11 protein-coding genes and 1 pseudogene are annotated in these 16383 nt (G+C 42.1%); 9 read left to right on the forward strand and 3 right to left on the reverse strand.

Annotated elements, in window-relative coordinates:
* Positions 1-67 precede the first annotated feature (67 nt).
* The 7 genes and pseudogenes from NSQ66_RS15440 (at position 68) to NSQ66_RS15470 (ending at position 11713) form a co-directional block, all read left to right on the forward strand.
* On the forward strand, positions 68-1087 hold the full coding sequence (locus tag NSQ66_RS15440; protein WP_170914197.1) for a phosphotransferase: 1020 nt from the start codon (positions 68-70) through the stop codon (positions 1085-1087).
* 70 nt (positions 1088-1157) lie between these two features.
* On the forward strand, positions 1158-2081 hold the full coding sequence (locus NSQ66_RS15445) for an aminoglycoside phosphotransferase family protein (protein ID WP_038571204.1): 924 nt from the start codon (positions 1158-1160) through the stop codon (positions 2079-2081).
* 235 nt (positions 2082-2316) lie between these two features.
* Positions 2317-4968, forward strand: coding sequence for a discoidin domain-containing protein (locus NSQ66_RS15450; protein ID WP_076141245.1), 2652 nt, complete (start codon positions 2317-2319; stop codon positions 4966-4968).
* Positions 4969-5254: 286 nt separating this feature from the next.
* Positions 5255-7870 (forward strand): phosphoenolpyruvate synthase, encoded by a 2616-nt coding sequence (ppsA, locus tag NSQ66_RS15455; RefSeq protein WP_076141246.1) that lies wholly within the window; start codon positions 5255-5257, stop codon positions 7868-7870.
* A gap of 92 nt (positions 7871-7962) precedes the next feature.
* Positions 7963-8571 carry a TetR/AcrR family transcriptional regulator gene (locus NSQ66_RS15460; protein WP_076099182.1) on the forward strand — a complete coding sequence of 203 codons (609 nt, stop codon included), beginning with the start codon at positions 7963-7965 and terminating at the stop codon, positions 8569-8571.
* A gap of 172 nt (positions 8572-8743) precedes the next feature.
* On the forward strand, positions 8744-10072 hold the full coding sequence (locus tag NSQ66_RS15465; protein WP_076141247.1) for an amidohydrolase family protein: 1329 nt from the start codon (positions 8744-8746) through the stop codon (positions 10070-10072).
* Between the two features lie 205 nt (positions 10073-10277).
* Positions 10278-11713 (forward strand): annotated as a pseudogene (locus NSQ66_RS15470) (amino acid permease).
* Here the strand turns inward: NSQ66_RS15470 and NSQ66_RS15475 are convergent.
* Positions 11710-12342, reverse strand: a complete 633-nt coding sequence (locus NSQ66_RS15475) for a LysE family transporter (protein ID WP_038571226.1) — start codon at positions 12340-12342, stop codon at positions 11710-11712. The pseudogene NSQ66_RS15470 and the gene NSQ66_RS15475 overlap by 4 nt on opposite strands.
* Positions 12343-12461: 119 nt before the next feature.
* Positions 12462-12983 (reverse strand): DUF3231 family protein, encoded by a 522-nt coding sequence (locus NSQ66_RS15480; RefSeq protein WP_036677170.1) that lies wholly within the window; start codon positions 12981-12983, stop codon positions 12462-12464.
* Positions 12984-13683: 700 nt separating this feature from the next.
* Between NSQ66_RS15480 and NSQ66_RS15485 the strand changes: the two genes are divergently transcribed.
* A complete protein-coding gene (locus NSQ66_RS15485; RefSeq protein ID WP_038571232.1) occupies positions 13684-13992 on the forward strand; it encodes a WGxxGxxG family protein in 309 nt (102 codons plus the stop codon).
* 452 nt (positions 13993-14444) lie between these two features.
* Here the strand turns inward: NSQ66_RS15485 and NSQ66_RS15490 are convergent, their stop codons facing one another.
* A complete protein-coding gene (locus tag NSQ66_RS15490) occupies positions 14445-14993 on the reverse strand; it encodes a TetR/AcrR family transcriptional regulator (RefSeq protein WP_038571236.1) in 549 nt (182 codons plus the stop codon).
* Positions 14994-15176: 183 nt separating this feature from the next.
* On the opposite strand from NSQ66_RS15490, the gene NSQ66_RS15495 reads away from it, so the two are divergent.
* Positions 15177-16178, forward strand: a complete 1002-nt coding sequence (locus NSQ66_RS15495) for an NADP-dependent oxidoreductase (RefSeq protein WP_076141248.1) — start codon at positions 15177-15179, stop codon at positions 16176-16178.
* Positions 16179-16383: the final 205 nt, after the last annotated feature.

Raw genomic sequence — 16383 nt, forward strand, 5'->3', positions numbered from 1 at the left:
GAGGAGAGATATTCTGAATTATAACGAGGTTATTAAAATTGCTGATACACACATACTTCCATTAGTGATGGAATTGTACGGATTGGAAGGTTATGAAATCAGGCTTATCAATGCACATGAAGGAGGACGGAATGTTGCATATAACTGTGATAAAGCTGATTCTGAAGCAAAAATAATCAGAATTGCCTTCTTAAGCGACAGAAGCCGAGAAGATATTCTGGGTGAAGTGGAATATATCAGGTACTTGTACGAGCATGGCGGCAGTGTTTCGAATGTGGTTAACTCCCAGAAGGGGAATCTGCTGGAAACGATAACTCTTAATAATCATACCTTTTTTGTCTGCTTGTTTGTAAAGGCCAAGGGGGGTATGCTCGTGGAAAATAATTATCAGTATCGGGAAGGCGTTCCTATTACGGAATACTATTATAACTGCGGTAAAGTCCTTGGAAAAATGCATCAATTATCGAAGGGATATACGCCTGTCCATTCTCGGTATGATTTTTTTGATAAATACAATGCCGATTATATAGATAAGCTAATACCTGACTCGTTATCTCTGTTGAAGGAGAAGCTGGTAGATCTCCTTACAACGTTAGAAGGGATGGACAGGCATCACGAGTCTTTTGGGATGGTCCATTTTGATTACTGCGATGGGAATTATATGATCGATTTTAATACAGGGCAAATAACTGTGTTTGATTTCGATAACTCCTGTTTTTGTTGGTATATGTATGACCTGGCAAATCTCTGGACACTTGGAGTGGGCTGGATACAATTTGAACAAGATACTGATAAACGCAAAAAGTTTATGGATGATTATTTTAAAACAGTCCTTGGTGGCTACAGATCCGAGACCAGGATCGAAGATTCGATGTTAGATACATTGCCATTATTTATCCAAGTAACCCTCATGGAAAACATCGTTGATGCATTCGAGGTAATGCGGAACAATGGTGAAGAGCCGGAATGCGATGAAGAGCTGTCATATCGTATAAAATGTCTAGAAGACGATATCCCATATGTAGGGTTTTTCCATGAAATTTACTCATGTGATGAACCCTTTGAGTATGAGGAACGAGATATTTAGGATGATGGTGTTTATGATATGCTGCGGATAAATTCATAGTAGACTCAAATAAGCAGGAGTTGGAGTAAAAATGGTTTACGAAAAACCGGAATTGACCATGAGTGAAATTGAAAAAGTACTGTGGAATCATCTTGGACAGGGAGCAGCTGAGATTACACCGATGTCTGGCGGCAATATTAGCAACGTGTTTTCTTTTATTCTCGAAGGAAAAGACTATGTTGTTAAATTCAGCGATTTGGAACGAGCATATGAGACCGAACAATTTGTATCCAATTTGCTACTCGACCAAGGTATCCCTTTCCCAAAATGTTTGGGGTTAGGGAGGACTAATCAGTTAACCTATTTGATCATGGAGCGAATGGAAGGTCGCAATCTATCCGATTGTTCAGCAAAGGAACAAACCCGGCTGATGCCTGGAATTATCGGCATTTTAACAAGAATGGCCGAAACGGATATTGGGGGAACTAACGGGTATGGTTGGATCGGGCCTGACGGCAATGGCTCCTATTCATCTTGGAAAGACTTCGTCATTGCTGTAAATGCGGAAGATCAGACGGGGACATTCTGGGAGAATTGGCATGAACTCTTCCGCACGTCTTGCTTGGAAAGAGACGTATACGAAGAAATCTATAGTCGTTTGATGACCTACGTACCCTATAATGAATCTAATAGAAGCTTTATACACGGAGATTTTCAACAGTGGAATATTTTGTCCAACGGAACAAGGATAACCAGCATTATTGATGGAAATTGCATGTATGGCGATTCTCTCATAGACCTTGCGATTCTCGACAAGCATATGCCTTGGTGTAATGTCATTAACGCGTATCAAAACTATCAAGAGAAAGCTAGAATAGTGACCCCGAATTTTGAGGAGCGGCTAATCGGTGCCTATTATTTTAAGGGACTCGATGGACTTCGATTCTATGCTAAGATGGGCTGGACAGATGCTTATCAGGACACACGGCATTTTCTTTTAAACCTGAAAGCGTAATAACTATACACTTTACCTTATCCTATACATTTACATTTACTAGCCGCATAATTGCGGCTTTTTGTATATAAATATCAAATTTATAGGAGCAAATTCCCCACTGAGATTATTGACCTTAGACTTACGACCTGTAATAATTGCACCTGAACTTGCCATTAATCCACTATCTATAGCTTTGTTCAACTTGATAAAATGTAAGCGCAATCATTTAATCTATCGATTGGAGGAGTATGGCATGAAAAAGATTGGGGCAGGTTTTATATTCTTACTTGTGATGTGCGCAGCCTTATCCACAACTGCGTTCGCGAAACAGCCTTATTCATCCTATTGGTTTCCGGAGCAATTGCTTCAGTGGAGTCCGGCATCCGACCCGGATGCGGCATTTAACCGGAGCACAGTCCCGCTGCAGGACCGTTTTGTAGCAGATGGAGTCAACGCTCATGCAACCAAAGCGCCAAAAGTCATGGCTTTATCAGCACTGAACCCGGGAACAAGCGGAGTTCCATCGCAGGGTTCAAGCAAATTCGAAGCTAACACATTTACCTATTGGCAATATGTTGACAAGCTGGTCTATTGGGGTGGTTCCGCGGGCGAAGGGATCATCGTACCTCCAAGCGCTGATACGATCGACGCAGCTCATAAAAATGGCGTGCCGATTATCGGAACGGTGTTCTTCCCACCAACCGTATATGGCGGGAAGTATGAATGGGTCAAGCAGATGCTTCAGCAGAATAGTGACGGCTCCTTTCCTGCTGCTGACAAGTTGATCCAGGTTGCGAGCCATTACGGATTTGACGGCTGGTTTATTAACCAGGAGACTGAGGGCGGAACACCGGCCGACGCACAGCAAATGAAAGCTTTCCTAAGTTATCTGGAATCACACAAGTCAAATTCTATGCACATCGTATGGTATGATTCCATGACCAATGAGGGCAGTATCAGTTGGCAAAATGCACTTAACGACAAGAATGCGATGTTCCTGCAAGACAATAAAAAGCAAATTACAGACAATATGTTCCTGAACTTTTGGTGGAAGGATCTTAAAAGCTCGGCAGAGAAGGCTAGAAGCTTGGGCAGAAGTCCATATGACTTGTATGCAGGCATCGATGTCGAAGCCAAGGGTTACGATACAAAGGTGAACTGGAATCTGTTGTTTCCGGATAAAGATCCTGCCGTTACTTCCCTTGGTATTTACCGCCCGGATTGGGCTTTTAACAGCGCAGAGAGTATGGAAGAATTCTTCGTACGCGAGAACAAATTCTGGGTGGGTCCAAACGGGAATCCGAGTAACACCTCGAGCGATCAAGCCTGGAAAGGTATCGCAAACGATGTGATCGAATCATCACCAGTAAATGAGCTGCCTTTCACCACTAACTTCAACACGGGAAGCGGACAGAAATATTTTGTACGAGGGAAGCAGGTGCGGGATAAGGGCTGGAACAACCGGAGTCTGCAGGATATTCTTCCCTCCTGGCGCTGGATTGCAGACAGCAAAGGTACCCCGCTTTCACCAGTGCTCGATTGGTCCGATGCCTATTACGGCGGCAGTTCGCTGAAGGTATCAGGCGTGCTGAACCCTAACAATGCGACACATCTGAAGCTCTACAAGACCGACCTTAAGATCGAAGCAAGCACAAAGCTGTCTATTACGTACAAAACACAAAATAAGCCAAGCCTGAAGGTTGGTCTCGCTTTCGCAGACCATCCCAACCAATATGTCTTCCTTAACGTGAAGGATAAGACATCGCCAGACTGGACTACTGAAACATTGAATTTGACCCCATACAAAGGGAAACGGATCGTAGCGTTGTCACTGTATTTTGACTCTAAGGATGCGATTAATAATTACAACATTCAAATTGGCCAGCTCTCTATTCAAAATGCTAATGACTCGATCAAACCATTGCCCGCGGTTCGCGATCTTAAGGTCACTCAATCCGATTTCCGCAATGGTATTTATGGAGACGCCCGATTACAGTGGAAACAGCTTGACCAGCAGGTCAAACAATACGAAATCTATCGTGTACTGCCAGATGGTAGTGAAATGTTCATAGGTGCAACACCAAATCATGTGTTTTACGTTCCTGAGATGCGAAGAATAGACAAAGAAACGGTCACAGTATTGAAGGTTGTTGCCATCAATGGAAGATACGAGCAAGGTCAAACCACTAGCGTGAAGATCAGCTGGCCAGCTTATCCTAAGCCGATTGCGGAGTTCAAGGCTGATCGTACCCTAGTGGCTCCAGGCGAGAGCGTTAACTTCACTGATCTGTCGACTGAAGTGACAGAAGGATGGTCATGGACCTTCGAAAGCGGAAGCCCGGCGGTCAGCACATCGAAGAACCCAGTTGTGACGTTCGCTCAGGAAGGCGTTTATAGCGTGACGCTGACTGCAACCAACAGCTCGGGCCAAGACACAATTACGAAAAAAGCACTCATCACAGTGAGCAAGGAAGCTAGCGCAGTGAAAAATCTGGCACTTGGTAAAACTGCAACAGCCGATCATGCCTGCGGGGAAAAGGAAGGGGCACCTAACGCCGTAGATGGTAAAGTGACGGATAACAGTAAATGGTGCGCAATTGGCAATCTGCCCCATTGGCTTCAGGTTGACCTCGGCGCCGAACATCAACTCAGCACTTTTGTCATCAAGCATGCTGAGAGCGGAGGAGAGTGGTCCGGTTTTAATACCAGTGATTATACGATTCAGATCAGCAGCGACGGAACGAACTGGACGGATGTTGTCAACGTCCAAGGAAACTCGGCTGCCGAGTCGACTGATTCAATTGCGTTAGTAAAAGCCCGCTATGTAAAATTATTGATTCTCAAACCTACGCAGGGAGCCGATACGGCAGCGCGGATCTATGAGTTTGAAGTGAAGGGATTATAATATACCCTATTACGACATTCTAATATTACAGCAAATAAACCGTAGGCCACTTGAGGGGCTGCGGTTTATTTGCTTTAACACTAATGATAGCTGAAATCAAAAAAAAGAACCTGATTTATCTCATCAGATTCTTATATATTGCATATGAAAAGACACGATGATATAATCAACTCACGACTGATATTCAAAGGTTAGGCATAATAATTGCATCTTATATATTTATATTATCATGCCGTTAAATTCTTGTCAATTTTTTTCTCAATTTAATAGTTAGGAGCGATAATAAATGCGTTCTTTAGTTCTCGGTTTTCAGGAAGTGGACAATACACAGCTTTTGCTCGTTGGCGGAAAAGGGTTAAATTTAGGGAGATTATCAAAAATAGAAGGAATACAAGTACCAGAAGGATTCTGTATTACAACAGTAGGATATCACCAAGCCCTCGAACAGAACCAAACGTATCATGCTTTGTTGGATCAACTAACTATGCTAAAAGTAGAAGATCGGGATCAAATCGGTGAAATCAGTAGGAAGATTCGGCAAATCATTATGGAAGCAGAAATTCCTTCCGATGTTGTGAAGGCAGTTTCTCACTATCTCACCCAGCTTGGTGATGAACATGCTTATGCAGTGCGTTCTAGTGCCACCGCTGAAGATTTACCACATGCCTCTTTTGCAGGTCAACAAGATACCTATTTAAATATCATCGGCATAGAAGCAATCCTTCAGCATATCAGCAAATGTTGGGCTTCTCTATTTACGGATCGTGCCGTAATCTACCGTATGCAAAATGGATTTGACCACAGTCAAGTTTATTTATCCGTTATCGTTCAAAGGATGGTTTTTCCACAGGCTTCAGGGATTTTATTTACCGCTGATCCGATTACTTCTAACCGGAAACTGCTATCCATCGATGCTAGTTTTGGACTTGGCGAAGCACTGGTCTCTGGCTTGGTATCTGCCGATTGTTATAAAGTACAGCAAGAGAAAATTGTCGATAAGAGAATAGCAACCAAAAAATTGGCTATCTACGGACTAAAAGAAGGCGGAACAGAGACCCGGCAGATCGACCTCGAACAGCAAAAGACTCAAACACTTACTGAACAACAAATTTTAAAAATAGCAAGGATAGGCAGACAGATTGAAGCCTATTTTGGTTGCCCACAAGATATCGAATGGTGTTTGGACGAGGATACATTTTATATCGTCCAGAGTCGGCCAATCACGACTTTATTCCCCATCCCTGAAGCGAATGATCAAGAAAACCACGTTTATGTATCTGTTGGTCATCAACAAATGATGACAGATCCCATGAAAGCGCTGGGATTGGCTTTTTACCTGTTAACGACTCCTGCACCTATGCGTACAGCTGGCGGAAGATTGTTTGTTGATGTCACATCAAGTCTTGCTTCACCTGGCAGCAGAGAAATGATCATAGAAGCCTTAGGTAAATCTGATCCCCTCATAAAAGACGCACTCATAACCCTCGTAGAGCGAGAAGATTTTATAAAATTTTCGGCAGATAATGAAAAAGCTTCTACTCCGAGTAAAAGCAATACAAGCCTGCCACCTAGTGATTCTCAAGTACAACTCGAAAATGATCCGACAATCGTTTCTGACCTCATTAAGAGCAACCAAGCATCAATAGAAGAGTTGCAACAAAACATTCAAACCAAATCAGGGGCGGAGTTGTTTGATTTTATTCTGGAAGATATGCAGCAATTAAAGAAGATTCTATTCAACCCACAAAGTATGCGTGTGATTATGGCGGCTATGGATGCTTCAGCATGGATCAATGAAAAAATAAACGAATGGTTAGGTGAAAAAAACGTAGCAGATACGCTTTCTCAATCTGTACAGGGCAATATTACTTCGGAAATGGGTCTGGCGTTACTCAATCTCGCTGATGTGATTCGGCCTTATCCGGAAGTCATTGATTATTTACAGCAGGTTAAAGACGATAATTTCTTAGATGAACTGGTTAGTTTTGAGGGTGGGCAGGAAACCCAAGAGGCTTTCTATGACTATCTCAGTAAATACGGAATGCGATGTACCGGAGAAATCGATCTTACAAGAACTCGTTGGAGCGAAAAACCAACTACACTTGTCCCCATGATTCTTAGTAATATCAAAAACTTTGAACCTAATGCTGGCCATCGGAAATTTGAGCAAGGTCGACAGGAAGCTTTGAAAAAAGAACAAGAGCTATTAGATCGATTGAAGCAATTACCCGATGGTGAACAAAAAGCTAAAGAAACAAAACGAATGATTGATCTCATCCGGAATTTCAGCGGGTTTAGGGAATACCCCAAATACGGTATGGTTAATCGCTACTTCGTTTATAAGCAAGCTTTATTAAAAGAAGCCGAACAACTCGTACAAGCAGGAGTTATTCCTGAAAAAGAAGATATATACTATTTATCGTTTGAAGAACTTCGCGAAGTCATAAGTACATGCAAACTGGATTACCAGATCATCAGCAAACGAAAAGAAGAGTACAAATTATATGAAAAACTAACTCCACCACGTGTTCTCACGTCTGATGGTGAAATTATTGCGGGTAAGTACAACCGAGAAAACCTCCCAACAGAAGCTATTGTAGGTCTAGCGGTTTCTTCCGGTGTTATAGAGGGGCGAGCGCGTGTCATCTTAAACATGGAGGATGCTGATCTAGAGGATGGAGATATATTAGTTACCTTATTCACTGACCCTAGCTGGACTCCATTGTTTGTATCTGTAAAAGGCCTAGTTACTGAAGTTGGTGGACTAATGACCCATGGGGCAGTTATTGCGCGTGAATATGGCTTACCAGCAGTTGTCGGAGTGGAGAATGCTACCAAATTGATAAAAGATGGGCAACGAATTCGTGTGCATGGTACAGAAGGCTATATCGAAATATTGTAATGGTTGAATCACGAATGTAGTTTGACAAATCGAATCTTTTGAATTATTTTTAATAGTGAATTATTAATTCATTATTAAAGGTGAGGGGCAATATGCAGTCTAAAAAAGAAGAAGTAAAACAGGAAATTGAATCCGCCGCTTTAAAGGTATTTTTCCGAAAAGGCTTCTCTGATGCCAAAATGAATGATATTGCCGATGAAATTCAAATTTCTGTTGGCAATATTTATACTTATTTTAAAAATAAAAAAGAGTTGTTCTATTCGGTTGTTCCGCCGTCTTTAGTGGACTATTTGAAGAATGTGCTAGTGGAAAATATTCGTATCGATAACCAGACTTTTTTTGATGATGTTAATAATGAGAAAAAATCAGCTATCGTTCAAGAGCAAATAAATATATTAACCCAGTACAGCAGGCAGATTGTCATTATTTTTGAAAAGAATAAAGGGACCGTATATAGCAATGCCAAAAACGAGCTGATCGATCTGATGATCGAAACTAAAAGACCCTTTATAAAAGATCATTATAAAAGATACGAAATCGGAACCGAAGAAAATATGATTCTGCTGAAGATCATCGCGAACAATGTCATCAATATGATTCTGGATTTATTAAAGTACGAGATGAACGCCGATAGCCGGAGAAGGATTTTTGAGGCATTAAGCTTATACTGGCTGCATGGACTAAAAAGCTTAAACGAATAACATCAATGCGCCGAAATTAGGTGTGGGGTGGAACTGGGGCGCAACGCTGCAATGAGGGACAACCAAGTGGATATGCACATTTAGCATCTACGAGGGTCCCTATTTTTTTAATCCAATAATGAATTATTTATTCATTATTGGGCGGTGTAATCAAGAAACGGGGGAAGTTACAATGAAGACAGGTTATGCGTTTATGGACTGTAATGTTATTTATGGAGATGCGAAAAAAGGGACTGATTCCCATATGACGATTTTGATTGATGAAAACGGCTTGATTCAGGAGATCGGGAAAGCAAGCGCTGTAACTGTCCCCACCCATTTCCAAACGATCGATTGTTCGGGGAAATATGTGATGCCCGGTCTCATCAACGCGCATGTCCATCTTTTTGCCGATGGTAAGCCGTTTACGCTGTCGGCCAGTGAAGGGCTGCTGAATTTTGCGTTTCATCATATTTTGGATACGAGACTGGGCAGATACATGTTGAAGAGACGGATGAAAAAAAATGCCCTAACCGCACTGCATTCCGGAGTAACAACGATGCGTAGCGTAGGTGAATTTTTTTATACTGATGTTCAGTTGAGGGATGATATTAAGGCAAATCAATCTATTGGACCTAATCTTTTGGTATCTGGGTATTTCCTGAGCGTAACGGATGGCCACGGTGCACCTTATTTGGCTTTGGTCGGTGATTCACCATGGGAAGGGAGAAGAAATGTAAGAATCAATGTAAAAAACGGAGTGGACCTAATCAAAATATGTGTAACTGGCGGGGTCACCGATGCCAAAAGGATCGGAGAAGCAGGCCGCTTGCAAATGACGGAAGAAGAGGTGGCTGCCATTTGCGAGGAAGCTCACAAAATTGGTATGCGTGTGGCGGCACATGCAGAAAGTACCGAAGGTGTAAGAGTTGCGTTAAAGGGTGGAGTGGATACTATTGAACACGGCGCGGAGATGGATGAGGATATGATCAGGCTGTACAAAAATAATCCCAGAGCCTTAAAGGGCTACACCGCTGTGATTCCTACTTTACAAGCAGCTTATCCCAGTGCGAAATTAGATCCGATCCTGACAAAGTTGAATACAACCATTAAGGAAAATGCCCGGCTTGTGTATGACTCTATGTTAACAGGGCTACAGCAGGCTATAGAACATGATATCAAAATCGGTGTGGGAACGGACGCTGCTATGTCCTATGTAACCCACTATGATCTTTGGCGTGAGCTTGATCATTTCATGCGACAAACAAAGCTGAACGCAAGTGAGGTTATTGAACTAGTAACCAAATCAAATGCAGATATTTTGGGAATCGATCACCTGACAGGTTCTATAGATGTGGGCAAATATGCGGATTTAATCATGATGGAGCAAAACCCATTGGAGAACATAAAAGCTTTGTCTGATGTAGCTATGGTTATGGTCAGAGGGAATTTAATACAAACACCCTCTGTGACCAGAATTCAAGCAGTGGACGAGCTACTGGATACGGTTTGGAGTATTTAGGAGTGAGATAAATGATTGTAGAAGCACGTTTGGGTATCCTAGCTATTCTTAAAAGAACAGCGCCCGGTATGAATAACTATAAGCCTGTCAGCCTTTCTGGTCGGGAAGCTTATTTATTATGATTCCTGTAAATAACGTACCCGCCTGAAGGGAATTCTAGAGATGAGAGACATCTCAAATTCTAATCAGGATGAGGACGGAATTCATGAAGCAACCTTCCAGTAAAACTGAAGAAGACGATAAACTGAAATGGTGGCAACTAAGCTTGTTAGGCATAGCAGGCACTATAGGAACCGGGTACTTTCTTGGCTCAGGTCTAGCAATTTCCATGGGAGGGCCAGCAGTACTGCTAGCCTACATTTTAGCTGCTATTGGAACATATGTCGTATTTGATGCACTGGCTCAGATGACAGCGGAAGATCCGGAGCAGGGTTCATTTCGATCCTATGCAAAAAAAGCATTTGGAAATTGGGCAGGGTTCGGGAGCGGCTGGGTATATTGGTTTTCGGAACTGTTGATTATGGGAAGTCAGCTCACAGCATTGTCCATATTCTCGCGTTTTTGGTTCCCGGCCGTACCGATGTGGGTATTTGCTGCCAGCTTTGCGGCCGTGAGCCTATTGATTGTGTTTTTTGGTAATAAGGGCTTTGACAGGGTTGAAAATATACTGGCCATCATTAAAGTGGCGGCTATACTAATGTTCCTTGTTATTGCTGCCGTACTTCTGACGGGTTGGATCGGCGGTTCTAAGTTCTCACCGAAAGTTCCACTTGGGTTTAAAGCGTTGTTTCCATCTGGAGGTATTGGGTTGTGGTCTGCCTTTATTTTTGCTTTTTATGCCTATGGTGGCATTGAGGTGCTGGGAATTATGTCCTACAGGCTAAAGAAACCTGAGGAAGCTCCAAAAGCAGGAAAGGTGATGTTGCTGGGACTGGCTACAGTATACGTTCTCTCAATCGGGCTTGCAGTAATCATGGTGCCGCTTAGTGCTTTTAATCCAAAAGAAAGTCCTTTTGTGCTCGCGCTCAGCAGCGACCATCTGACCTTTATACCGCATTTGTTTAACGGGGTGTTGATCATAGCTGGGTTCTCCACGATGACAGCTTCGCTTTATGCCATTACCTCGATGATGATCACTCTTTCACAGGAAGGGGATGCACCCAAGGTTTTTTCGAAGAAATGGAAGGATAAATATCCGTTTTTTGCCCTTTGTTTAATAGCTGGAGGTTTAGGGGGTGCCATTATGATGTCATTGTGGTTGCCAGGAAAAGTATACGAATACATTACAACAGCTGCCGGACTGATGATCCTCTATAACTGGTCCTTTATATTGCTCTCCTCCCGCAAGCTGCTTAAGCCCAGTCTTCTAAACGGGGTGAAACGCTGGCTAGGCTTAGTGCTGATCGTACTGCTGTAGCAGGTACGCTATTTCATGCGCTCAGTCGTCCAGGCTTCTACATCAGCCTGCTAATTGTTTCGCTGATTGCCTTGAGTGATTGGATCGTTCAACACATCCGTAATAAGAAGGACAGTTATGTTATGGGGCATGGGGCGGACGAACAGACCCATGAATATCATTCTTTACCGGGCGGTCCTGAATTTCGGATTAAGGGCATAAGGATGCGAAAAAACAAGGTTTAATGAAAAAAGAGAAGTCGGGCAGCCTGTACACCAAAATAAAAACCAAATCCAATCAGCGACAGACCTGACAGAACGGAGATCGCCTTCAATACCCGAACGGTTAGAAATTTACGAAAGAGACTGGAGGCGGCAGCCATGGTTACATCCCAGAAAAGAATCCCTAGTACGATTGCTCCGCTATAGATCAATAATTGCTGCATCGGATACTCGCTGACCGCCTTGGCTAATATTGAGCCGTAAATACCCAACCAAAAAAGGATCGAGAGGGGATTGAACAAGGACATGAGAAATCCCGACAGATAAGATTTGGATAGTGAGGTATCGTTGCCCCTCAGCCCGTCAGCTGAAATGTCACCTGTATTTTTAATGCTGTCTACACCTGAATAGACGAGGACAAAGAATCCGAACAACCATAAAAACACTTTAACAAACGGAGCATCCAGCAGATGAATGAGGCCAAAATAAACAAGCAGCATGTAGATGATATCGGCACTAACCGCCCCTAAACCGACTATCCAGGCAGGCATAAATCCTCCGCGGAGTCCCTTGTCCAGCTGTGCTGCATTAATGGGTCCGAGAGGTGCCGAGAGGGATAATCCTATAATCATATAACCTATAAATACGTTAATGTTGTCCTCCTCCTTTATATAGATAGCTTATTCTGATAAAGGCAGTGGTAGGACAACCAAAAAAAGGCCCGCGGAAGATCGCGGGCCTTCTTTTATAAGAAACTAAAGAGTGAGTAGAATTACGCCTTCACGGATTCAGGTCTTTTAACAAGAAGAGGTGGAGGAATCAACCAGCCCTTTTTCTTAGTCAAATGTAGAATTTTAAGGCCGATGGCTGCTTTGGTAAGGTGATATTTAGCAAACAAAGCCCCTATATCTTCTCTGATCGATTGTCCCATTGCCTGACTACATGCCACAAGTCCAACAGCATTATCAGCTGCAAGTTTGGCTGCAATTTCAGGATCTGTGAAACGTGCCCCTACAGGAATATCTTCAAGTTTAGCATCGGGCCGATTTGGCATTACTGGTGCAGATGCAATACCTTGCTCTGAGAGCAGTGTATCACACTCACTGATTTCAAGCTCCGCTTGATCAATTAAAGCTCCTAATATTTTTTTCAGGTCATTGTCGCCCGCGTGGTACATATAAGCTCTGTAACAAGAGAGGGCTCCCTTTGCGACCATTGAGGCTTGCCAAACCGTAAAAATCTCTCCATAATGCATCGGTTCTTCTTTGGGGTTACCGCCTAGAATCCCTGTCATAAATAGTCTCCTTTATTGTTGGATTTGAACAAACATTAGCATGCCCACAACAACAAGAAAATTGCAGCTTTTCACATAAAATAGGTATGTCAATTTGAGGCTTCGACATCCGTGCAAGTTTAAGGATAAATAGCACTAATTTTCTCATAATAGGATAAATGTGAAAATAAGGAACGATAAAATTGAACACGAGTTGTGGAGGAATCAAATGTTTTTCATCGTGATGATTGGATAGATACTTCCATGGACGATGGCAGATACTATTTTAGAGAGGACTTATCAGTAATCGTTCTAACGGACCGCTTGCAAGTATAATTGCCTTTGCATTCAATGAAGTTGGTTATCACTGGAGAGAGTCGAGTGTATCTCCAATCGAGGCATGGATTAGGAGTCATTACTTCCAACACTTTTGGTAAAGTGTTAAGCCCTGTCCTCGGCGCTTATTTAGGTACATTGTTATGGTTTGCACCCTTGAAGGAATTGAAAAAGAAAATCGAGGCACGATCACTTCTTTATATAGCAGCCGTAGGGGCGGAACGTGACTGCTATCCTTATTCGCTGTTACTCCAAGCGAGGGAAAGACAGGAGGGAAGAACAATCAGAAGCAAAGCTATTCCTCAAAATTCTCGGATAGGAAGGATTAAATAGGGGAAAATAGCAATGGGTGCTGCCTGCCCAATATTGTTCTGGAGGGAAAAAAATGAAGAAGATTGCTACTTTTGCATCAGTTGCATGTCTTAGTTTACTTTTAAGTATTCCAGCATTTGCGAACCAAGATGAAGCAAACCTAGGGATACAAACACATTACTCGGCTAATCAAACAAATGATAACCTGAATGCAAGGAATGTTAATGCAACGGGTAATCATAATTCAACAGCGGTCGAGAATGGAAATTACCGAGCGCAGGCAGTCGGGGATGAGAATCGAGGCACTAATTGGAGCTGGTTGGGTCTCTTAGGGTTGCTTGGACTTACAGGCTTGCGGAATAGAAGCCGAGAAAAAAGCTAAACTTTTTAGAGTTAAAGGGAACTATAGGGGCCATTTTTATGATTAGAACTGAGGACTGCATTTACAGACTCGGCAAAAAATTTATACCTTTAATTTGTTCTAAATAAAAAGCCGGTTTCAGGATGATCCTGAATAACCGGCTTTACATTTTTTTAGCAAACCATTTTTAGGAGAGATTTAAAGATAATCGCACTTGAATTTGCCATTCACCAGCCACAGGTTCCAGAAGTCGTCCGTAACCCGCACATATTGGCATGCTCAGTGAGGAATTCAGGAATTCCGCGTATTCCACCAAAACAGGACTTCGTAATGATAATTTTATTCCGAGTTTTACGAAAATTGGGGAACCGGACAAAAGTGGGAGAGCAACGGCAGTACTTCAGAAGACAGAAGCTTCTGGACCATGTTTATGATTGAAGAATAATTTTTTTTAAAAACTAGAGGATTTGAATTCATAGACCCTGTTTGATTAAACTCCAGATGCGTTCAAACCTGTCTTGGTAGTCAGGTAAATTCCAGGATTCTTTGAAGGATGGGAGGCTAAATACTGCAAACGCAGAGAGAATCGCCTCAGCCCGTTCCAAGTGGGGATCGTGATAGTCCATGAAGCCGTCAATAATTTGGTAGGAATCCCAGAGAACATCGCGTAATACCAGTGGATTGCTATCCACGTATTGAGTATTCAAGGCAAACATCTTGGGATTCTCGTTATAAGCCCGTTTTTTTGCGTTAACAAATGCCCATAACCAATCGTGAAGCAATTCTTGCGGTTTAGTTAAACTAGTCATATCTAATTTAATTTGTTCTGAAATCATCCGGTTGAACCAGCTCTTAGATACGGCTGCCCAGAGCTCTTGCTTATTTTTAAAGTGCTTATAGAGCGCTGCATGGGTGATACTTAATTCATCCGCAATTTGTGAGAGTGTCACTTCGGATTTTTCCGTGCGTTTAATTAATGCCTCAGCTGTTTCAATAATGAGCTCTTGTGTGATTTTAGCCACAGTACTGCCAACCCTTCTTTCTTCAATAAATTCCTTTTTATCATTAATACACTTGCGAATATTTTAACATATAAAATAATCAGTAACAATTATTGATTTTTGTAACTTATTGCTTTATGCTTATTGTATAAGTTACAAAAAAAAATAAATGTTACTTTTTTAACGCATAGGAGGTCATTAATTATGAAAGCAGCACAGATCACCAAATATTCAAAAAAGTTCATAGTAAAAGTGAACGATATTCCAATCCCAGAAATAAGTGATAACGAAGTCTTGGTCCAGGTGAAAGCAGCAGCAGTTAATCATTTGGAATTGCTCATTGGTACCGGAAGCGTAAAGCTGATTCAGGATTATGAATTCCCATTGGTACTTGGTAACGAGCTGACGGGTGTTATTGAAAAAATGGGTAAGAAGGTGCAAGGCTTCAAAGTTGGCGATGCAATTTATTCACGTCTGCCACTACAAAAAATCGGTGCCTTTGCGGAATACGCGGCAATTAATGCAAATGCCATCGGGCACCTACCCGCTAATTTGAATTTTGTGACTGGTGCAGCTGCGCCATTAACAGGATTGACAGCCTATCAAGGATTAAATGAAGAATTAGATGCTAAAGCTGGCGAAATCGTGTTTATCCCTGGAGGTTCTGGTTCATTTGGCCAAATGGCCATTCCTATCGCCAAAAGTATGGGGCTCAAGGTCATCATCAGTGGAAATCCAGAAGCACGTGAACGGACAATGGCCGCTGGTGCAGACCAATATATTGATTATACGACTGAGAACTATTGGGAACAGCTTGGTGATGTAGATTATGTGATTGATACCTTGGGACCAAGCGAATTTGATCATGAGCTTTCAATTATTAAAGCAGGAGGCCGCCTTCTTTCTCTGCGGACCGGTCCTAACGAACGTTTTGCAGAAGATCTGGGCTTCTCTGGCTGGAAAAAAAAGCTCTTCACCATCGCCGGGGCTAGGTATGATCATAAAGCGAAGAAAAAGAAGATTCAATATCATTTCATTTTTGTTCGCAGTGATGGCGAACAATTAAAGAAAATCACGAAGATTATTGAAGATAATGGGATTGTACCAGCAGTGGACCCAACAGAATTCCACATAGAAGAGATTAACGAAGCACTGAATTTTGTTGCTGAAGGTCATCCTAAAGGGAAAGTTATTATCAGATTTTAAGGAGTATATCTCAATTGGTTGTCAAAAAATTCTTTACTGATCATTCTAGAATTGATATACTGATTTAAATTAGAGTTAATAGTGTAGTTTTTTTTGCCGTAACTAGAATGATCGTTCTTGAACATTTCGAAGAAATTTATTAAGGGAGGGATGAACGAGATACAAGTTTAATCGTGAACAAAACTCTATCGAAATGTTGTTAAAT

It is taken from the genome of Paenibacillus sp. FSL H3-0329 (assembly GCF_037963285.1).
GTDB classification, from domain to species: domain Bacteria; phylum Bacillota; class Bacilli; order Paenibacillales; family Paenibacillaceae; genus Paenibacillus_AQ; species Paenibacillus_AQ odorifer.

Coding starts and splice junctions, on each gene's coding strand:
- NSQ66_RS15440 (WP_170914197.1), top strand. CDS start 68: ATGGAATTGTACGGATTGGAAGGTTATGAAATCAGGCTTATCAATGCA.
- NSQ66_RS15445 (WP_038571204.1), top strand. CDS start 1,158: ATGGTTTACGAAAAACCGGAATTGACCATGAGTGAAATTGAAAAAGTA.
- NSQ66_RS15450 (WP_076141245.1), top strand. CDS start 2,317: ATGAAAAAGATTGGGGCAGGTTTTATATTCTTACTTGTGATGTGCGCA.
- ppsA (WP_076141246.1), top strand. CDS start 5,255: ATGCGTTCTTTAGTTCTCGGTTTTCAGGAAGTGGACAATACACAGCTT.
- NSQ66_RS15460 (WP_076099182.1), top strand. CDS start 7,963: ATGCAGTCTAAAAAAGAAGAAGTAAAACAGGAAATTGAATCCGCCGCT.
- NSQ66_RS15465 (WP_076141247.1), top strand. CDS start 8,744: ATGAAGACAGGTTATGCGTTTATGGACTGTAATGTTATTTATGGAGAT.
- NSQ66_RS15480 (WP_036677170.1), bottom strand. CDS start 12,983: ATGACAGGGATTCTAGGCGGTAACCCCAAAGAAGAACCGATGCATTAT.
- NSQ66_RS15485 (WP_038571232.1), top strand. CDS start 13,684: ATGAAGAAGATTGCTACTTTTGCATCAGTTGCATGTCTTAGTTTACTT.
- NSQ66_RS15495 (WP_076141248.1), top strand. CDS start 15,177: ATGAAAGCAGCACAGATCACCAAATATTCAAAAAAGTTCATAGTAAAA.